The following is a 15,367-nucleotide window of genomic DNA, read 5'->3' as shown; positions in this document are numbered from 1 at the left end:
GCTTCGAGCGCCGCCCGCGCGGCGCTGTTGGCGGCGGTCGCGGCCTTTTCGCCCTCGGCAAGGCGATCGCCCGATTCGCGCTTTTCGCTCTCCGCAATCTGCACTTCGCCGAGCAGCGCGACGCGCTTTTCCTCGAACAGCTGCGGCGCGTCGGCGAGACTGTCGCGCTCGCTGGTGGCTTCGGCGAGGCGGGCTTCCAGCGCCTCGATCTGCTTTGCCGTGCGCTCGCGGGTGTCGATCCAGGATTTCTGTTCGCCGGCAATCGCCTCGAGCCGCTTTTTGGCAATGTCGGCCTCGCGGGTCAGCGCCTGCGCTTCGGCGCGAAGTTCGGCGACATGGGTGCGGCGCGCGGCGATCTCGCTGCGCACCTCTTCCAGACGGGTCTGGAGATCGGCCACCGGCGGCAATTCGGACAGCGCGGCCCGGGCCTCGGCAAGCGCCGCGGCGGCCTCGTCGCGGTTGGCGCCGAGACGCGACTGCGCCTCGGTCAGCGCCGCACGCCGCGTGGTGATGTGGGTCAGCTCGCGTTCGGCTGCGGCATGGCGCTCGCGCGCCTCGTTGGCCGCACGTTGCAATTCGCGCCAGCGGTTGCGCGCCTCGGCTTCGGCCGCAGCGGCCGCCGTGGCTTCGGCCTCGGCCTTGGCGACGATCTCGCGCTTGGCCTCGACATGGATGCGCGCGGAATCGAGTTCGGCCTCGATTTCGGCGAGCCGGTTGCGCTCGGCCAGACGACGCGCCGCGCCGGTCGGGGCATTGGCGGCGACCGCAAAGCCGTCCCAGCGCCACAGGTCGCCCTCGCGCGAGACCAGCCGCTGGCCGGGCTTCAGCAAGGGGACGAATTTGTCCGCCTCGGCGCGGTCGACGAGTCCGATCTGCCGCAGCCGGCGGTCGAGTTCGGCCGGCGCGTTGACGTGATTGGTCAGCGGCGTGACGCCCTCCGGCAATACAGGGTCGGACGGATCGACGATCGCGCCTGCCCAGCGCATCGGCGCGCGCGGATCGGCCGGCGCTTCGAGATCGTCGCCGAGGGCTGCCCCGAGTGCGGTCTCGAAGCCTTTTTCCACGGTGAGATTGTCGATGACCGAGGGCCACAGGCTCCCGGAATCGACATGCAGCACCTTGCGCAGCGTGCGCGCCTCGGTTTCGAGACGGCCGGCCCGGCGTTCGGCCTCGGCGAGCGGCTTCCGTTCGACATCCAGTGCCTGCCGCGCCGCCGAATGCGCCGCCTCCGCCCGCAATGCCGCGGCCTCCCCTTCCGCCACCGCCGCCTGCGCCGCCTCGACCGCCTGCACGAGCGAAGCAAGATCCGGCCCGCCCTCGTTCGCCGCATCGATCTTGGCGAATTCGGCGATCACATCGGCAATGTCGCGCTCCAGCCGAGTCACCCGCTCGGTCTGGTCGCGCGCCGCGGTCTCGAGCGCATTGCGTCGCGCCGTGAGATCGGCGAGCGCGCCGGTCACCTCGCTGAAGGTCTTCTCGGACTGCGCCAGCTCGCCATCGGCCTGCGCCAGCCGCTGGTCGGCATCCGCGCGCTTGCTCTCCCCGGCTTCAAGATCGCGCCGCAATGCCGCCGCCTCGGCGGTCAGACGCTCCAGAGCCGCCTCGGAATCCGCGGCGAGCGTGCGCTCGCGGGCAATGTCCTCGCCCAGTTGCACGATCCGCTGGGCCAGTTCGGCGATGCGCTCCTTGGCACGGGCTTCCTCGCGGTCGAGGGTGTCGCGCGCGGCCACGAGCCGCTGCAGCGTCGCGCTGGCGCGGGCCTCGGCCTCGCGCAGGGGCGGCAGCGCGGCACTGGCCTCGTCCTGCACCCGGGCGGCCTCGGTCTGCGCCAGCGTCGCAGCCGCAACCTCGCGGAGACCCGCGGCGCGGGCCTGTTCGGAGGCCTCAAGATCGGTATTGGCGTTCAGCCAGCGCAGATGGAACAGGGTGGCTTCCTGTTTGCGGACCTGCGCCGACACTGTCCGGTAGCGCACCGCCTGCCGCGCCTGCCGCTTCAGCGCCTCCATCTGCGCCGCCAGCTGCCCGATAACATCTTCCAAACGCTGCAGATTCTGCTCGGCAGCGCGCAGGCGCAGCTCCGCCTCGTGGCGGCGCACATGCAGACCGGAAATGCCAGCCGCATCTTCCAGAACGCGGCGGCGCTGCTCGGGCTTGGCCTGGATGATCTCGCCGATCCGGCCCTGATGCACGAGCGCTGGCGAACGCGCGCCGGTCGAAGCATCGGCGAACAATATCTGCACGTCGCGGGCGCGCACCTCGCGGCCGTTGATGCGGTAGGTCGAGCCCTGTTCGCGCTCGATCCGGCGCGCGACTTCGAGCATGTCGACATCGGCATAGGTCTGCGGCGCGGTCCGCTCGGAATTGTCGATCGCCATCGACACTTCGGCGTGATTGCGCGCGGGGCGATTGCCAGAACCGGCGAAGATCACCTGGTCCATGTCGGTGGCGCGCATGGACTTATAGGAGTTTTCTCCCATCACCCAGCGCAGCGCCTCGACCAGGTTCGATTTGCCGCAGCCATTCGGCCCGACCACACCGGTGAGGCCGGGCTCGATCAGGAAGTCGGTCGGTTCTACAAAGGACTTGAATCCGATCAGCCGCAGTCGCGTCAGCTTCATGCTGGTTTCTTCTTCCCATGCCGGCGCTGGTTCGCGCCTGTTCGCCCCCGGCAGTCGAATCAGAACCGTGGAAACCAGGAGGCGGCCGGAGAATGGGAGGCGAGTGCGGCGAGGGCAAGCCGAAAACGGGGTTTACCCCCAAGCCTCTGAAATCACGAAAAAATCAGTTTTGAAGAGGTTTTTGGCGATGCGGGCGCCGCTGACGCCCACGATTGATGCGCTGCCGCCCCCTCTGCAGCCCTGCCAAACCGCTTGATCCGCAGCGCCACCCCCGCAGCCAAACCGCGGCAGGCGAACAGGTTTTGGTTACCGGTTGAAGCCGCGCCGGACCGCGTCAAGGCGGTTGGTCGGCGTCACATAAAGGCTGTTGGGATTCTGGAGGTTCGAAGCGGCGCAATCGGCGCCAGGGGCTTCGACCACCGCGCCCGACGCATTATCAAACAGCCGCTTCTTGCACTCTGCATCGGTCGAAATCTTGATCTGACCGATTTGGTGCGCCTCGCCCGGACGGACGGTTTCCGCGACCTTTGCCGAGGGCGCGTCGGCCCTGCTTCCAAGCACAAAGTAAAGCCCGAGGCCGCCGGCCAGAAGCGCGCAGGCAAAAAGCGTATGGAGCACGGTCTGCGTGGTTCTGTCGCGCCTCGGCCGCTTCGGCACGACGACGGGTCGTTCCTCTGTCGCAGACTTTGCTTCCGGAGCGGACCTGGGCTCTGAAACAGACTTTCCGCCTGACGGAAATTTGGCGTCCGGTGCAGCCTTCGCGGCCGTTGTCGCCTTGGTCTCCGATGCAAGCTCCTTCTCGGCCTGCAAATCCGACCAATATTTGCGCTCGGGCTTTGGCTTACTCGTATCGAAACAGACCATGTCGCCTCTACAGATATTCGACGCCGACCATCCGGTCTTTGCGCCAGGCGACCCGGCACGGCCGCTTCTGCCAATCACCCACCAACATCAGCAAGAATGTCTCCGGAAGCCGCTTGCGCTCGGTCGTCTCCAGGCGGGCACCGCTGACCGAAACATCGCGCAACCTGCACTGGATCTGCTCGCCAGAGCCAAGATGGATGACCGCAGCACGATCGGTGGGACTGCGAAATGACTGCCTGCGTTCCGACATCTGTGCTGCCCTTCGCAAAGGAGTTCAGCCGCAACTCATGCAATGAGAATAATTCGGATCGGTGAATGCGCGTTTAAGACAACGGCCAATCAAAAGTTTCAAATACATTCCCGCGCAACAACATGGTGAACATGCCGTAAAGGTTCGCCACTCTAGCGCAGACAGCGCTCATTCGAGAGCCGACAGCTGGCGGCTGCGCAAATGCAGAACGCGCTGTGCGGTTGACGTTGCCAGCCGCGCATAGTCCTTTTTCAGTTCGCTCAGCCGCGCCTCGCCAAGCGCGGCGCCGGCAGGCGTCGATGCGACAATCGCCCGGAATGCATTCCACGACACACCCGCCGCACGGCAGGGCATCAACATATCCTCCACCTTGAGCGTGCCGCAGACCCGCTTCATGTCCTCGACCTCCATACCGCAAAGAACCGCGAGCGCGGCGGTGAGGTGCGAGAATTGCTGCTTGCGGGCAAACTGAAGCAGCGCAATTTCGTCGAGTTCGCCATCCTGGAACATGACGGCAACCTCAGCCTTGGCCGAGGAGGAGTCGGCATCGTCGTCGGGCAACTCGCAGCCCATGCTTTCCAGAAGATTGACTATCTCGGTCCGCTGCGCCGGCGGCGCGGTGGCTGCAATTTCGCGCCGCATGTCGTCGCTGGCATGCTCCAGAAGGCTTCGCAACAGATGCAACGGCAGGTCCGGACGCCGCGCCAGACCGGCCGGCAGCTTGCCGTCGCCTTCGGCATAACCGATCAACAGGCACATCCCCTCTTCGGAAAACCGGGCCGACAGATTGCCGACCAGGTTTTGACGAACCTCGTTGTTGCCGCGATCCAGCAGCACATCGGTGACATTCGGTCCGATGTCGGTCCGGCAGGCGATGGCTTGCAAATGCCCCTGCGGCTTGGATTTTGCGATTTCGATGAGATCGCAACTGGTGAGGCGAGCCGAAAACGTCAGGACAGGCCCCGCAATTGCTATTTCATCATTTCGCGCAAGTGTCTGGACCACGTTATTGGGCGCATTGACCACCGGCGCCAGCCGCTGGCTGAGTTCGGCGAGGTTACGGTTCTCCACCCGTCTCATCAGGTGACTGATGACGTCGTCGAAGATATCAATCTGCTCGTCGGTCAGTCGCTCGCTCGAGGCCATGAACAGGTTGGTGATGCGTCGCAGGGTCTCGACCCTGTCGCTTTTCGATCCGTTCCTGACGGCGTCATCGAGATCGCCAATCAATGAGCGCCGTGCTGCGGTCATATTCTATGCCCCATCCAGCCGCATCCGGGGCCGCGCCCCATGCGGACACCCGGATCGTTCCCAATCCCATAATGATAGCTGGAATTTATCCAATACTCCTTAAAGCTTTGTACATCTCGTGGTTGCACAATCGCCGGCGAATTGCGGATGGGCGTGCCGGCAATGCAAAGCGCAATGCCCCTGATTTCGGAGCTGCGAGAGTCATTCGACAACCGGGATTCCGGGCGACGAAGCGATATTGCTCTTCGGATTACTGACCTGTTCCTTGAAGGCGCCGACGCCTTTACTGAGGAGCAGGTTCAGCTTTTCGACGACGTGCTGATGCACCTGATCGAGCGCATTGAATTGCGCGCGCTGATCAGACTGAGCGAAGTGCTCGCGCCCATCGGCAATTCGCCTGCAACCGTAATCCGCAGGCTGGCCTTCGATGACGAAATCGCGGTCGCCGGGCCGGTCCTGGCGCAATCGCCACGTCTGATGGATAGCGACCTGATCGCGATCGGCAACAGCAAAAGCAATGCGCATCTTCTGGCCATTGCGGCGCGCTCGCAGCTCAGCATCCCGGTGACGGATGTCCTGGTTCGACGCGGCGACGCACAGGTCAAACATCAGCTCGCGCGCAACATCGGAGCCAGGTTTTCGGAGGAGTCATTCCGGACCTTGTTGCAGGACGATGTGCTTACGGAAAGATTGCACGAACGGCTGGACCTGCCGCTCAACCTGTTGCGGGAGCTCTTGGTGCGGGCGACCAGGACGGTCCACCACAGACTTGCCGCTGCCGCGCCCCGCGAAGCCCACGACAAGATCGAGGAGGCCGTAACCGGCATTGCGCACGAAGTCAGCTGGGAGGCGATGCGGCCACGCGATTTTTCCGACGCGATCCGCAAAGTCGGCGCCTTGAAAGCCGCAGGCCGTCTGTCGGAAGATGGGCTCGCGCAGTTCGCGCGCGAACGCAAATACGAGGAAATGGCGGTTGCGCTGTCGCTGCTTTCGGATTGTCCGCTGGCGCTGACGGAAAGGCTCCTGAAGAATATTCAGCCCGACGGGCTGCTCGTGCTCTGCCGGGCAGCCTCGCTCACATGGCCATCGACCGCAGCAATCCTGCGAAATCGCTTCGGTCATCATTCGATGTCGGCGAGCGATCTTGAGCGCGCCCGCGACAGCTACGTGAAATTGTCAGATGCGATCGCCCGATCGGCACTCGCCTTCTGGAAAGCACGCCTCAAAGCCGATTCCGATGATGCGTAGAACGGCCGAATAAGTTCCCCGTCAGCTCTTCAATAGGGGCTGGAGCTGCTTGTCGAGTTCCTCGATCGTGAGCGTGCCGCGAAACAGCTTGCCGTTGATGAAGAAGGTGGGCGTCGAATTCACGCCCAGCTTTTCGGCACCGTGGGTGCGCACGGCCTCGATCCCCTCAAGAATTTTCTGATCCTTCAGGCAGGCCTCGAAGCTGTCCTTGGTGAACCCGGCCTGCTGCGCGAGCGCCTGAAGCGGCGGAATCGGATTTTGCGTTACCCACTCCTTCTGCTTGGCGAACAGCATCTCGATCATGGCGTGGTACTTGTCGTTCCCTGCACAGCGCGCCAGCATAAACCCGGCCGCGGCCAAGGCATCGAGCGGGAATTCGCGCAGGATGTATTTCACCTTGCCGGTATCAATGTATTTCTTCTTCAGCTCAGGATAAGTGGTGTTGTGAAATGTCGCGCAGTGACCGCAGGTCATCGAAGCATATTCGATGATCGTTACCGGGGCATCGTCCCTGCCCACCACGATGTCGCCGAGCGGGCCCGCCTGCATCAGCTCGACGGAGCTGACGGTCTGGGCCTGGGCCGTTCCGGTCAGCGAAAGGCTCCTGCCGAAAGGAAGAGCGAACAGAGCTGAAAACGTGGCAGACGCGGCGATGAATTGACGACGGGTAAGATACACGGAGAACTCCTGCGGCTGATCCGGCCTGGTTGGCTCTGGCTAACCCGCCGCAGCGCAACTGGCAATGCCGTCGCTGCGGCAGATTCGGCTGCCGCGGCGTCACTTTCGCTTGATGGCGGCGCCGAGCCGCGCCAGCGCGTCCTTGAGCGCGGGATCGGTGCCGGCCGGCATGGTATCGGCAACCGATTGGACCGCTGCGGGATCGAGGGTGCGGCGGGGCCGCGGCGGGGCGCGGCGCAGAGGGGCCTGGCGGATCGCAATCCGTCCGATCGCGGCAAAGCCGAAATAGCGGTTCACCCGCTCAAGGATCACGTGCGACATATGCTGAATTTCGAGCGCCGCCGGGCCGCTGACCCGCAAAACCAGCGTCCCGGGTTGCGGCGGCTGCCCGTCTGGAACCTTTTGCCACTGGATCTTCAGCGGCTCGGCATGATCGGCCACATCGTCACCCACGATCGCAGACCATCGGACCACAAGTTCGGACGAGCTGAAGCCCTGCTGGCGAAAGCTGTCCGCCAGCAGCGCGCCGGCAATGTCCGGCAGTGGACGGGCGATGCGTCTCGGCTTGTTCAGGGCTGGGGCCTCTGTCACAGGGAGGCATGACGCTAGCAAAGCGCAAGCCGCAAAAACAGGCCGCCGGCCAAACCGATGAGACGCGCCCCGCGGCGTCCGCGGCAGCTTTGCTCGCCTGGTACGACCGGCACCGGCGCCGCTTCCCCTGGCGCACGTCTGCGGACGAACGGGCTGACCCTTACCGGGTCTGGCTGTCCGAAATCATGCTGCAGCAGACCACGGTCCGCGCCGCCGCACCCTATTACGAGCGCTTCCTGCAACGCTGGCCGAAGGTGACGGACCTTGCCGCAGCCGATCTGGACGAGGTCCTGAAAGTCTGGGCGGGGCTTGGCTATTACGCCCGTGCGCGCAACCTTCACGCCTGCGCGCGCGCCGTGGTGCAAGACCACGGCGGTGTCTTCCCGGACACCGAAGTGGCGCTGCTCGGCCTGCCCGGCATCGGCGCCTATACTGCCGCAGCGATCGCCGCCATCGCTTTCAACCGCAAGGCCACGCCCGTCGACGGCAATATCGAGCGCGTGGTTGCCCGTCTGTTCGCAGTCGAAGACAGTCTGCCCGCAGCGAAGCCTCGCATCCGGGCGCTTGCGGCGACACTGACACCGCCAGAACGGTCCGGCGATTTCGCCCAGGCCATGATGGACCTTGGCGCCACCATCTGCACCCCGAAGAAGCCGGCCTGCAGCCTGTGCCCTTGGCAAATGCCATGTGCGGCACGGTCCCGCGGCGATCAGGAAATCTTCCCGCGCAAGGCGCCAAAGAGATCAGGGCGGCTTCGCCGCGGGGCGGCGTTCGTGGTGACGCGCGGGGACGGCGCATTGCTGGTGCGGACCCGCCCGGACAAGGGATTGCTCGCCAAGATGACCGAGGTGCCGACCACCGCCTGGTCCCACGATTTCGACGATGCGCGGGCGCTCGCCGAAGCGCCGCTCAAGGCGGATTGGCGGCGCATGCCGGGGCTCGTCACCCATGTTTTCACGCACTTTCCGCTTGAGCTTACGGTGTATTCGGCAAAGGTCCGGGACGGCGCACGTGCCCCAAACGGCATGCGCTGGCTTGCCGCCGACCAGATCGAGGGGGAGGCGTTTCCCAGCGTTATGCGCAAAGTGATTGCGCAGGTTAATCCGCTTGTGCGGAAAACCTGAGCCGGCGCCTCGCTATGGCAAGGCTCGCGGTCAGCCCGGCCTCGCTACGGACGTGCGGCGCATACCAATCTCGCCGGGGAAGCAGACGGGCATCGCCGCTCTCCGCCGCTATCGGGCACGAACAGACGCGAGCCTGCCGGCCAGTCGAGATCGGGATTGGGAACCAGCACCGCGCCGACGATCCACTCACCTCGAGCGCCTGCAATCCATTGAATCGCCCGCAGCCGACCGTCCGCGGGCGAGCGCGCACAGGCGAAGATGCTGCGACCTTCGGTTTCACTGTCGAAGCCTACCGCGCCGGCCGCATGGACTCCGATGCGGCTGCCAACCGCAAAAACCTGCTAAACGTCAAACCGTTGCCAATGCGCAAGCGGTGACGGCGAAAGCGCAGCCGGCGCCCCCAATTCCGAAGAGACCGCAAGGCCGCCCATGAGGTTCCCACAAGCCCGGCGAAAGCGGAAACGGCAATGCGATATGGCCCGCGGCGCGGCACCATGGGTGACACTCGTATCGTCCCACAGCACCATCGCTCCGGTCGGACTCGTGAAGCGCGCGCCCAAGCCTCATCACCGAGCATCGATGGAACCGGCCCGGCCCCTTGGCGATTATGAAGCCGAACGGACCACCGGCAATATCTCCGGCGTATGAGGAAAGCTTGGACACGGTCCTTGCGCAGTATGTCAAAAGACACCTCATTCCCACGGCAGATGATCTATACTGTCAACGCGCCTCCCGCGCGGCCTGCCGCGCCCCCGCGCGAAGCCGCAATCGACCCTCATGGAAAAATCGATGTCATCAAATGGACGCGGCACCTTCAATGCCGTCAGAGTCGATCTGACCAACTGCGACCGCGAACCCATTCATATCCCCGGTACCATCCAGCGGCACGGCGTTCTTCTCGCCTGCGATACCGAAATGTCAGTCATCCGGCGGCACTCGCTCGGCGCGGCTGAGAAGCTCGGCCTGCCATTTGGCGATATCAACGGGACGCGGCTGGAGGGCATCGTCGGCCCCGGCAAGGCGCACGATCTTCGCAACGCGCTGCTGCGGTCCGCCGATCCGGCGAGGCCGGGCCTTATCATGGGGATGACCCTGCCATCGACGGACACCGCCTTTCACGTGGCGGTGCACCAGTACAAGGGCAGCGCCATCGTCGAATTCGAGGCCGCGGAAGACAGCACGATCGGCGCGCCGCTCGAAATCGCGCGCGCCCTGATCGCGCGGCTGAATCAGGTGACCAATGCCGACGATCTGTGCAATCGCACGGTCCGCTATCTGCGGAGCACGCTCGGTTACGACCGCGTGATGGTCTACCGCTTCGACCACGATGGTTCCGGTCAGGTTGTCAGCGAAGCCAAGGCCCCGCAACTCGAGAGCTTTCTGGGCCGCCATTTTCCCGCAAGCGATATCCCGCGGCAGGCTCGAGACCTTTACCTGCGCAACACCATCCGGGTGATCCCCGATGCCAGTGGAAATTTTACCCCAATCGAACCGCAACTCGACGCCTCCGGCAATCCGCTGGACCTGTCCTACGCGACGCTGCGCAGCGTATCGCCGATCCATTGCGAATATCTGCGCAACATGGGGGTTTCGGCTTCGATGTCGATCTCGATCATCGTTGCCGGCCGGCTTTGGGGATTGATCGCCTGTCATCATTACGCACCGCGCCTTTTGCCGATGCCTGTGCGCATTGCCGCCGAACTGTTCGGCGACTTTTTCTCGCTGCATCTTCAGGCGATGCTGCGCAAGCAAAGCCTCGATACCGCCACCAGGGCGCGGCGTGCGCTCGATGCGGTGCTCCGCAACGTCGCGCACCACACCGACCTTGCGCGTTTCCTGCGCGAAAGCATCTGCGACTTCAGCGAATTGATGCCCTGTGACGGCATCGGGCTCTGGATCAACGGACGTTGGTCCGCCAGCGGCTCGGTGCCGCCGGATTCAGCGATCCCGGGGCTTGCCCGCTTCGTCAACTCGGTCGCCGAAGGTCAGGTCTTTGCGACACACACCTTGTCCGACCAGTTTCCGCCTGCAGAGGAGTACAAAGGCGCCGCCTCGGGCGTGATGGCTATTCCGCTGTCCCATGTGCCGCGCGACTATCTTTTTCTGTTTCGCAAGGAAGTGATTCAGACCATTGACTGGGCTGGGAAGCCTGAAAAGGATTATTCGACGGGTCCGCTTGGCGACCGGCTCACGCCGCGCAAGAGCTTTGCCATCTGGAAAGAGACGGTCGAGCGGCAATCGCGTCCCTGGACCCAGGCCGATCTCGATATCGCAGAGGCGACCCGTACCGCGCTTCTTGAAGTCCTCATGCGCCACAGTGAGTTGCTGAGCGAAGAGCGCCGCAAGGCGGATATCAGGCAGCGCATGCTCAACGAGGAACTCAATCACCGCGTCAAAAACATCCTCTCCTTGATCAAATCGCTGATCTCTCATCCGGTCGACGAAGGCCGCCAATTGCAGGACTACATCATCTCGCTGCAGGGCCGCATCCAGGCGCTTTCGTATGCCCATGACCAGATCATCCGCGGTGACGGTGGTGGCGCGTTGCGCGATCTCCTCGAAGCGGAATTGTCGCCCTATCTGCACCATGGCGCAAAGATTTCCCTCGACGGACCGCCGGTTGGACTCGATTCACGCGCATTCTCCGTGATGGCGCTGGTGCTGCACGAGCTTGCGACCAATGCCGCGAAATACGGCGCGCTGTCGCGGGCCCGCGGCACGCTGGATATTCGCTGGCAACGCACCGGACACGGCGCCTGCGAAATCGTCTGGCGGGAAAGCGGCGGTCCGGCGGTTTCGACGCCACGCTCGCAGGGCTTTGGATCAGTGCTGATCAACCGCAGCATTCCCTATGACCTCGGCGGCGAGAGCGACATTTCCTTCGAGCCGGGAGGCGTCGTCGCGCGCTTTTTGATTCCCGGAAAATATATGACCAAGGCACCGGAATCCGAGCCGAAAGAACATCAGCCCGATCAGACCGACGCGGCATCAGACAGTCTTGATGGGCTGAAAATTCTGCTTGTCGAAGACCAGCTCGTCATTGCGATGGATGCCGAGATGATGCTTTCGGGAAAAGGTGCAAGCACAATCGAGACCGCGGGCTCACCTGCGGAGGCGTTGCGCAAGCTTTCGCGTTTCACGCCGGACGCGGCGGTGCTTGATGTCAATCTCGGCACCGAAACATCGCTCAGCGTGGCGGAAGAATTGAGCCGCCGGAACATACCATTCGTGTTCGCAACCGGCTACGGCGACAACATCATGGTGCCGCAATCGTTTGGGGCTCCAACTGTCCGTAAGCCGTATGACGAGGCGGCGCTTGCGCGGGCATTGAACGCAGCGATCACGCGCAGCCGCGGTTAGGACGTGCGGCGTCAACGCCCGAAGCGCGGATTGCGCCGGCAGGTGCCGCCGGCACCGTGGGCGGTTTTCCGGCATTGCTCGCGTGTGGTGAAGGTGCAGGACTGACCGCCCGTGGGGCCGCGCAGGCACCATTCGGCCTCGGCGCGCGCCCGCGCCGCCTCAGTCGGCGCAGAGAGCGGCAGCACGGCTGCGGCCATTGCCGCGGTAAGCAATCCTATCCTGGTCGGACCGGCCATTTGCACTCCCTCTGGTATCGTTACGGTGCCTATCCGATTATCGGGATGCCAATCATCGCCTCTTCAATTTTCTCCTCGACGCTGAGCGGCTTTGGCTGACGCGCCAGCGCCTTCTTGTTGATCTTGCGCTTGGCAATGTCGTTCAGCTTCTTGTCGGTCGCCTTCTCCTCCTTGAGGCTCATGAACAAGAGCTTCGCCACCTCGGTATGGCCAAGCAACTTGGCCCAGGAGGTGAGCGTGCCGTAGCGCGTGATCTCATAATGTTCGACGGCCTGGGCCGCTGCAATCAACGCCGCATTCAGCACGACTTGATCACCGACGTCCCCGGCGATCTCGCCGGCCTCGTCGAGGATGCCGTCGATCGCCGGGCATTTGTGGGCCTGCGGGGTCCGCTTGATCTTCTTGAACACGCGATCAAGCCGTTTGATCTGCGCCTTGGTCTGGCGCAAATGCATCTGGAAGGCGCGCCGCAACTCCGCATCGGTTGCCTTCTCGATCATGTCCGGCAGCGCCTTTTCGATCTGCTGCTCGGCATAATAGATGTCCTGAAGCGAATGGACGAACAGATGGTCCATCGTCTCGATGTCGTCGGAAAACCAGCCCATGGCCGCAGCCTCCCAGGGTTTGCGAATGTTTATCGCGGGACCAAAACCAATAAAGGAATGCGCGACGCTTCAGTTCCCCGGCGCGACATGACGTCGGCCGCGCCGGGGAATGCGTTGCCGCTCAGGCTTTTGCGGCAGAAGGCTCCGGCGGGGTGTTGGCGCTCTCGCAATAGATCGCAGCGGTAATCAGCGCGACGCCGGTAAACAGGAGGTTGATGCCGACCAGAAGCCCGAGCACCCAGACCGCGCTGCCAGGCAGGCCGGCAATGATGATCGCGCCGAGCGCGATGTCGACCAGCGCGGAGAACAGCATCCAGCCCCACGCCTTCGGGATGGCGCTGCGATAATGGAACGCCATGAAGCCCTTGGTCACCCCGGTCGCCAGCAGATAGGCGGCGAGTATGATCGTCAGCGTCAGCACGCCGGCGATCGGATTGAACAGCAGCACGCCGCCCGCGAGCATGCAGACGATCGCGGTCAGAAGATTCCACCAGAAGCCGGGGGAGCCGGTCCCCGCCTGGAACACCGAGATCAGTCCGAAAATGCCGCCCGCGATCAAAAGCCAGCCCACCGTGATCGTGGTCGCGAGCGTCGCGATCCCGGGCAGGATGATGGACGCGGCGCCGAGCAGGATCAGGATGACGCCGTATATCTTGAACCAGAGCTTGAACTTGCGCAGAGTCTCGGGTTCTACAGAAAAAGCTGCAACAGGCATGACCGCCTCCTCGCCATTGATTCACGCAGCAACTTATCAGCATTCGCTGTCTTTCGACACATGTCCCCGGAGCAAGGCTGCGAGGCCTTTTAACAAAGCGTCACCTGCTCGCCTTTGATCTGTTGCAATTTAAGGTCGGCTGCCGCAGGAAGACGCATGATCGCGGCCGGATTTGCCGCAGTGCGATACGAACCACGGGGGAGCCTCATGAAAGTCGAACGTCACGAAGTCGGGCCGCGGATGAGCCAGATCGTCATCCACGGCGATACGGTCTATCTCGCGGGAATCGTTGCGCAGAACAACGCCGGCAAGAGCGTCACCGAGCAGACCAAGGAAATCCTCGCCACCATCGATAGCTATCTGGCGAAGGCGGGCACCGACAAGTCGAAGCTGCTCACCGCCAATATCTGGCTCGCGAATATGGACACCTTCGCCGAGATGAATGCGGTGTGGGACGCCTGGGTAACGCCCGGTAATACGCCGGCGCGCGCGACCGTGCAGGCGCGCCTCGCGGCGCCGCAATTCACCGTGGAGATCATGGTGACGGCGGCGAAATAAGCCGATGCCTGCCTTCGACTTCACGCCGCTCATCGCGCCGGGGGCGCCCCCGCCCGCTGCCAAGTGGACGGGATCGCCGCGATACAATTTCACCGGCGGCAACAACGATCCGGCGCAGGTGCCGGTGGATGATTTGCTCTCCGCAGCCGAGGCTGTGCTGCGGCGTGAGGGACGCAGTCTCGCCTATTACGGCGTCGCGCATGGCCCGCAGGGCTATCGCCCCTTGCGGGACTTTCTCGCCGCAAAACTGAAGCGCGATGCCGGCATCGTCTGCAGCGCCGACGAGATCCTGCTCGTCTCAGGCTCGCTGCAGGCCTTCGACCTGATCAATGGTGCGCTTCTCGCGCCGGGCGATACCGTCATCGTCGAACGCGACACGTATCAGGGCATGCTGAACCGATATGCGCGCGCAGGCGTCAACGCGATCGGCGTCCCGCTCGATCGCGACGGCATGCAGATCGATGCGCTGGAGCGGACGCTTGTCTCGCTCAATACAAAGGGCGTCCGGCCGAAATATATCTATACCATTCCGACCGTGCAGAATCCGACCGGCACCATCATGCCGGTGACGCGCCGCACCGCGCTGCTGGCGCTGTCGGAGAAATACGGGGTACCGGTGTTCGAGGACGATTGCTATTCGGACCTGATCTGGAGCGGCGAGCGGCCGGCTGCGCTCTACGCCATGAGCGGCTCCGGCAATGTCATCCATATCGGCTCGTTCTCGAAGTCGATTGCACCGGCCTTGCGGGTCGGCTTCATTGTCGCACCGTGGCCGATCCTGTCGCGGATGATCGCGCTCAAGGTCGATGCCGGATCGGGCGCGCTGGAGCAGATGGTGCTGGCCGAATACTGCGCGCCGCATTTTTCCTCGCATGTTCCTGCCTTGCGGCAGGGCTTGCGCAAGAAGCTCGAAGTGCTGATGGACGCGCTCGACCAACAATTCGGCATTGCGGCAGAATTCGACGATCCACCCGGCGGCATTTTCCTGTGGGTCAAACTGCCGGACAGCGTGGATACGTTAAAGCTATATCAGTCCGCGCTTGCGGCCGGTGTCGCGATCAATCCCGGCCCGGAATGGTCCACCGACGCAACGCATAGCAAGAGCCGGATGCGGCTGTGCTTCGCCAGCCCGACCGAACAGGAACTCAGGGAAGGCATCGAAATTCTTGCCGACATCTGCCGCACAACGTTCGGTGTACCCGAACGCAGCGGCAATATCGCGCGGCGCCCGAAACAAGCATAAATAAGGGCAAAACCGCCTGTGCGATG

14 protein-coding genes are annotated in these 15,367 nt (G+C 63.6%); 5 read left to right on the top strand and 9 right to left on the bottom strand.

What is annotated here, in order from left to right; translation table 11 throughout:
- The 4 genes from ACK41X_RS05505 to ACK41X_RS05490 all read right to left on the bottom strand — a co-directional run.
- Window positions 1–2,618 (bottom strand): AAA family ATPase (locus ACK41X_RS05505; RefSeq protein ID WP_409720080.1); only part of this gene is annotated, 2,618 nt, incomplete at its 3' end.
- Between the two features lie 306 nt (window positions 2,619–2,924).
- Entirely contained in the window at window positions 2,925–3,236 is a 312-nt protein-coding gene (locus tag ACK41X_RS05500) for a hypothetical protein (protein ID WP_409720078.1), read from the bottom strand.
- 253 nt (window positions 3,237–3,489) lie between these two features.
- A complete protein-coding gene (locus tag ACK41X_RS05495) occupies window positions 3,490–3,732 on the bottom strand; it encodes a PilZ domain-containing protein (protein WP_409720076.1) in 243 nt (80 codons plus the stop codon).
- Window positions 3,733–3,900: 168 nt separating this feature from the next.
- The gene (locus tag ACK41X_RS05490) at window positions 3,901–4,983 is read right to left on the bottom strand and encodes a DUF2336 domain-containing protein (protein WP_409720074.1); all 1,083 of its coding nucleotides are present in this window, start codon (window positions 4,981–4,983) and stop codon (window positions 3,901–3,903) included.
- A 174-nt stretch (window positions 4,984–5,157) separates the two neighbouring features.
- Between ACK41X_RS05490 and ACK41X_RS05485 the strand changes: the two genes are divergently transcribed.
- Window positions 5,158–6,231 (top strand): DUF2336 domain-containing protein, encoded by a 1,074-nt coding sequence (locus ACK41X_RS05485; RefSeq protein ID WP_409720072.1) that lies wholly within the window; start codon window positions 5,158–5,160, stop codon window positions 6,229–6,231.
- Window positions 6,232–6,252: 21 nt separating this feature from the next.
- Here ACK41X_RS05485 and ACK41X_RS05480 read toward each other — a convergent pair whose 3' ends face one another.
- Window positions 6,253–6,909 (bottom strand): DsbA family protein, encoded by a 657-nt coding sequence (locus ACK41X_RS05480; RefSeq protein WP_409720070.1) that lies wholly within the window; start codon window positions 6,907–6,909, stop codon window positions 6,253–6,255.
- Window positions 6,910–7,008: 99 nt separating this feature from the next.
- Window positions 7,009–7,482: a DUF721 domain-containing protein gene (locus ACK41X_RS05475; RefSeq protein WP_409720086.1), complete on the bottom strand. Its 474-nt coding sequence runs from the start codon at window positions 7,480–7,482 to the stop codon at window positions 7,009–7,011.
- Window positions 7,483–7,508: 26 nt separating this feature from the next.
- Here ACK41X_RS05475 and mutY point away from each other — a divergent pair, with 26 nt between their 5' ends.
- Together mutY and ACK41X_RS05465 are read left to right on the top strand one after the other, a co-directional pair.
- Window positions 7,509–8,624, top strand: coding sequence for an A/G-specific adenine glycosylase (mutY, locus tag ACK41X_RS05470; RefSeq protein ID WP_409720068.1), 1,116 nt, complete (start codon window positions 7,509–7,511; stop codon window positions 8,622–8,624).
- 789 nt (window positions 8,625–9,413) lie between these two features.
- The gene (locus ACK41X_RS05465; protein ID WP_409720066.1) at window positions 9,414–11,984 is read left to right on the top strand and encodes an HWE histidine kinase domain-containing protein; all 2,571 of its coding nucleotides are present in this window, start codon (window positions 9,414–9,416) and stop codon (window positions 11,982–11,984) included.
- An 11-nt stretch (window positions 11,985–11,995) separates the two neighbouring features.
- Here the strand turns inward: ACK41X_RS05465 and ACK41X_RS05460 are convergent, their stop codons facing one another.
- The 3 genes from ACK41X_RS05460 to ACK41X_RS05450 all read right to left on the bottom strand — a co-directional run bounded on the left by ACK41X_RS05460 (window position 11,996) and on the right by ACK41X_RS05450 (window position 13,540).
- Window positions 11,996–12,220, bottom strand: coding sequence for a DUF3551 domain-containing protein (locus ACK41X_RS05460; RefSeq protein ID WP_409720064.1), 225 nt, complete (start codon window positions 12,218–12,220; stop codon window positions 11,996–11,998).
- A gap of 29 nt (window positions 12,221–12,249) precedes the next feature.
- Window positions 12,250–12,825 carry a ferritin-like domain-containing protein gene (locus ACK41X_RS05455; protein WP_409720062.1) on the bottom strand — a complete coding sequence of 192 codons (576 nt, stop codon included), beginning with the start codon at window positions 12,823–12,825 and terminating at the stop codon, window positions 12,250–12,252.
- Window positions 12,826–12,946: 121 nt separating this feature from the next.
- A complete protein-coding gene (locus ACK41X_RS05450) occupies window positions 12,947–13,540 on the bottom strand; it encodes an HdeD family acid-resistance protein (RefSeq protein ID WP_409720060.1) in 594 nt (197 codons plus the stop codon).
- 207 nt (window positions 13,541–13,747) lie between these two features.
- On the opposite strand from ACK41X_RS05450, the gene ACK41X_RS05445 reads away from it, so the two are divergent.
- Complete coding sequence (locus ACK41X_RS05445; protein ID WP_409720058.1) at window positions 13,748–14,098, top strand: RidA family protein; 351 nt, start codon at window positions 13,748–13,750, stop codon at window positions 14,096–14,098.
- A gap of 4 nt (window positions 14,099–14,102) precedes the next feature.
- Complete coding sequence (locus ACK41X_RS05440; RefSeq protein WP_409720056.1) at window positions 14,103–15,341, top strand: PLP-dependent aminotransferase family protein; 1,239 nt, start codon at window positions 14,103–14,105, stop codon at window positions 15,339–15,341.
- The last annotated feature ends 26 nt before the right edge of the window (window positions 15,342–15,367 follow it).

It is taken from the genome of Pseudorhodoplanes sp. (genome assembly GCF_046289595.1).
Classification (GTDB): Bacteria; Pseudomonadota; Alphaproteobacteria; order Rhizobiales; family Xanthobacteraceae; genus Pseudorhodoplanes.
This window is presented reverse-complemented; position numbering and strand designations above follow the sequence as displayed.

What these genes read in the sequence shown, in the direction of transcription:
- ACK41X_RS05495 (WP_409720076.1), bottom strand. Translation starts at nt 3,732, where the DNA reads ATGTCGGAACGCAGGCAGTCATTTCGCAGTCCCACCGATCGTGCTGCG.
- ACK41X_RS05490 (WP_409720074.1), bottom strand. Translation starts at nt 4,983, where the DNA reads ATGACCGCAGCACGGCGCTCATTGATTGGCGATCTCGATGACGCCGTC.
- ACK41X_RS05485 (WP_409720072.1), top strand. Translation starts at nt 5,158, where the DNA reads ATGCCCCTGATTTCGGAGCTGCGAGAGTCATTCGACAACCGGGATTCC.
- mutY (WP_409720068.1), top strand. Translation starts at nt 7,509, where the DNA reads ATGACGCTAGCAAAGCGCAAGCCGCAAAAACAGGCCGCCGGCCAAACC.
- ACK41X_RS05465 (WP_409720066.1), top strand. Translation starts at nt 9,414, where the DNA reads ATGTCATCAAATGGACGCGGCACCTTCAATGCCGTCAGAGTCGATCTG.
- ACK41X_RS05460 (WP_409720064.1), bottom strand. Translation starts at nt 12,220, where the DNA reads ATGGCCGGTCCGACCAGGATAGGATTGCTTACCGCGGCAATGGCCGCA.
- ACK41X_RS05455 (WP_409720062.1), bottom strand. Translation starts at nt 12,825, where the DNA reads ATGGGCTGGTTTTCCGACGACATCGAGACGATGGACCATCTGTTCGTC.
- ACK41X_RS05450 (WP_409720060.1), bottom strand. Translation starts at nt 13,540, where the DNA reads ATGCCTGTTGCAGCTTTTTCTGTAGAACCCGAGACTCTGCGCAAGTTC.
- ACK41X_RS05445 (WP_409720058.1), top strand. Translation starts at nt 13,748, where the DNA reads ATGAAAGTCGAACGTCACGAAGTCGGGCCGCGGATGAGCCAGATCGTC.
- ACK41X_RS05440 (WP_409720056.1), top strand. Translation starts at nt 14,103, where the DNA reads ATGCCTGCCTTCGACTTCACGCCGCTCATCGCGCCGGGGGCGCCCCCG.